Raw genomic sequence first — 1,084 nt, 5'->3', positions numbered from 1 at the left:
GGCCGGTCCCGCGACGCGGGGCCGGCCGATGCGCATATCCCGGCCCGCTGGCGGGTACGGCGCAGAAATGCGTTGTAGCAGGTGAGGTGGGTCCTGTACGTGGATTGTGCGGTTTTTCCGCGCTGCGGACCAATATGGGTGCAGTTTCGGTGTGTTAGTTGAGTGGAGCACGATCCCGGGCTACATTCCGGGCACGCACTCCGCACCGACTCGGCGGCGCGAAGTGACGGCAGGAGAAAGGGGACTCCATGTCTGTACCGATGAGGTGTCGCGCCAGCGCGGCAGTCGGGCACGTCCAAGTGATGTTGCCCGAGCTTTCTGGGAATACCAGCTCCTACGTCATGGCTTCCACGTCGGTGGCCACGGCGAGCGTCTAGCCATACCTGACCACCGTGCGGCCCGGGGGGCCGTGTCTCACACCAGAAAGCGAGTGCCGTGCCTAAGAAAGCAACCAAGACCGTCGTCTCTCCTGACCAGCTGAAGGTCAAGGACGGCGAGGACCCGTGGACCAAGGACGAGCTCAACGAGGTCGTCGACGAGCTCCACGAGATGAGGGCTCACAGCCTCGAGGTGCTCACCGCCCTCGAGACGGAGCTCTCCGGCCTGATGAAGGACTCCGGCGACGGCGCCGGCCAGGACCAGGCCGACATGGGTGCGACCAGCTTCGAGCGTGACCACGAGCTGACCGTCGTCAACAGCGAGAAGGACAAGCTGGCGCAGATCGAGCGGGTCCTGGGCTATCTCGAGGACGGGACCTACGGCATCTGTGAGTCCTGCGGGGAGCCGATCGGCAAGATGCGGCTCATGGCGTTCCCGCGTGCCACACTGTGCATGACATGCAAGCAGCGCGAGGAGCGTCGCTGAGCGACGCACACACCGGTCCTGAGTCCGACGTGCGCCCTGTTCGGTGGGCAGAGTTCGCGACCGTCGCAGTGTTTCTGCTGGTCATCGACCAGATCACGAAGCTCTGGGCGGTCGCGACGCTCGTTCCCGGGCAGCCGCAGGAGTTGATCGGCTCGGTGCCGGCGTCGGGTCGATCGCGGCGCGCATCGCGTCCTCGCCCGGGTTGGCGATGGGCGTGGGC

At 65.9% G+C, this 1,084-nt stretch carries 1 protein-coding gene; it reads left to right on the top strand.

The annotated features are described in order from the left end of the window. Window positions 1–435: 435 nt before the first annotated feature. Window positions 436–864, top strand: a complete 429-nt coding sequence (locus tag ACFVJS_RS28045; RefSeq protein ID WP_008363012.1) for a TraR/DksA family transcriptional regulator — start codon at window positions 436–438, stop codon at window positions 862–864. Window positions 865–1,084 lie beyond the last annotated feature (220 nt).

Origin of the sequence: Nocardioides sp. NPDC057772 (assembly GCF_042798075.1) — a bacterium.
Taxonomy (GTDB): domain Bacteria; phylum Actinomycetota; class Actinomycetes; order Propionibacteriales; family Nocardioidaceae; genus Nocardioides.
The sequence above is the reverse complement of the archived record's forward strand: the minus strand, read 5'-3'. Positions and strand labels throughout refer to the sequence as shown.